The following is a 1,792-nucleotide window of genomic DNA, read 5'->3' on the forward strand; positions in this document are numbered from 1 at the left end:
AACACATCAATCTTACCGGAGAATATCGTTGGCCAAAGCCTTAGCGTAGGATTTCGCCCTCTCCCGCAAACGACCCCTACAATGGGCCTCCCTTGTCGACCCATAGGAGCATCCGATGCCCGCCCTTATCCCCGAGCTGATCGCCATGGCCAGCGATCCGACCGTCAAAACCACCGACCTGCTGCGCAAGGCTATGGTGGCCGCCCGCTTGCTCAAGCAGCCCGAGTGGGCCGCTTGGATAGACCATGAACTGCAAGGCTATCCGCAGCCCGGGGATTTACCGCCCTACCGTGTGCTGCAAGGTGAGCTCAAAGTCGATGTGCCTGGTCATGGGAGGCTTCCATTGCCAATTAGGAATGCCGAGATGAACAGGTTAATAACGGAATCCCGGTTTGGTCATCCGATGGGGGCCTTGGAGGACCTGGCTGTACCTGGTGAAGTTGTTCGTTCGTTCTTCACCCCCGAACAGAGCCAATTTCTGATACAAGAGCTTTCACTGCCAGGCGTGCCAGAACTCGCCTTGGGGTCAAACCAAGTTCGTGGGCTTATTGAGGCGGTCCGAGACAAGCTGCTGACTTGGGCACTCGACTTGGCCGAGGCGGGGATCCAGGGGGACGGGATGAGCTTTACCTCCCAGGAGCAGCAGCAGGCCCAGCAGCTGGCGCCGGTGAACATCCATATCGGGGGGGATGCCCCCGGTTTTCAGTTCATGCAGAGCTCGCCCGGCGGCCAGCAACAGCAGACAGTGACAGGCGAGCAGAAGGCCGAGGCGCTGGCTGCATTGTTGCCGTGGCTGCAGCAGGTGATTGCACAAGGACAGCTGCAGGGAGAAGCGTGTGCAGAGCTGCAGGCCGAACTGGACACCCTCAAGGCCCAGGCCGCCTCCCCTAACCCAAAATGGCCGGTGATCGGCGCCGTGGCAGACAGCGTGCGGGCTGTGCTGGTAGGCGCCGGCGGGGGAGTGTTGGCGGCGCAGGCGCTGGGCTGGCTGGCCACCTTGAGCGGCAGCTGATGGAACGGGGGACGGCTGCCGCGTTGCGCTGATCCCGCCGCTCACCCGACAAGGGAGGATGGTCGGTGGTGCGCTCGAGCGGGGCGGCATGGTACGCTTGCGAGACTGTATATGGATACAGTGTTTTGCGCGAAACAGCGTGGCTTGGTAGTTCTGGAGGGTGACATGATGGTTTGGGTTTGGGATGCGTTGAAGATGCTGATCGCGGGGATCAGACAGGAGGGCATGACAGCGCTGCTGATCCTGCTGTTTGTTGCCGCTGGGATCTGGATACTGGAGGCGTTGAAAAAAAATCGTTATGGCGCCAGAGCGGGGTTCACGGTTGTGCAGGTGTTGCTGGTGATAGGCGCCCTGCTGTTCTTCTGTTGGGCAGGGTATACCGCGGGTCGGCCAGGCAATGACGATACAAAATGGATCCACGAGGTGGGCCAGTACGGCCTGTAACGATGGTGCCCAGATCACGCCCTGCTTATGCGGGGCGTTTGCTTTCTTGGTCAGCGGCCAAAGCGGCGGGAAAAACCGGCCAGCGTGGGGCCGGGATCCTGCCGTTTGCAGTCCTGCAATCCAAACCACCGAAACCGAGTACAATGGGGGCCTAATATCGCCTAGGAGCACGTCCATGCCCGCACTCATCCCCGAACTGATTGCCCTGGCCAACGATCCGGCCGTTAAAACCGCTGATCTGCTACGCCGCGCCCTAGTGGGGGAGCCCGCAGAATTCGGAAAAAATCGTACGCTAAGGTTTTCCGGGCATCCGTAAGGGCCGAAACTTCCCGTCTT

Annotated in this window: 3 protein-coding genes; all 3 read left to right on the forward strand. The window is 60.4% G+C overall.

Annotation, left to right across the window (positions count from 1 at the left end; genetic code table 11):
* Positions 1 to 115: 115 nt before the first annotated feature.
* The 3 genes from PG887_RS22230 to PG887_RS22240 all read left to right on the forward strand — a co-directional run bounded on the left by PG887_RS22230 (position 116) and on the right by PG887_RS22240 (position 1,772).
* The gene (locus PG887_RS22230; protein ID WP_246876688.1) at positions 116 to 1,012 is read left to right on the forward strand and encodes an AbiTii domain-containing protein; all 897 of its coding nucleotides are present in this window, start codon (positions 116 to 118) and stop codon (positions 1,010 to 1,012) included.
* Positions 1,013 to 1,123: 111 nt separating this feature from the next.
* A complete protein-coding gene (locus PG887_RS22235; protein ID WP_210538569.1) occupies positions 1,124 to 1,456 on the forward strand; it encodes a hypothetical protein in 333 nt (110 codons plus the stop codon).
* Positions 1,457 to 1,631: 175 nt separating this feature from the next.
* A complete protein-coding gene (locus PG887_RS22240; RefSeq protein WP_210538570.1) occupies positions 1,632 to 1,772 on the forward strand; it encodes a hypothetical protein in 141 nt (46 codons plus the stop codon).
* The last annotated feature ends 20 nt before the right edge of the window (positions 1,773 to 1,792 follow it).

Origin of the sequence: Aeromonas sp. QDB14 (assembly GCF_027707845.1) — a bacterium.
Classification (GTDB): Bacteria; Pseudomonadota; Gammaproteobacteria; order Enterobacterales; family Aeromonadaceae; genus Aeromonas; species Aeromonas caviae.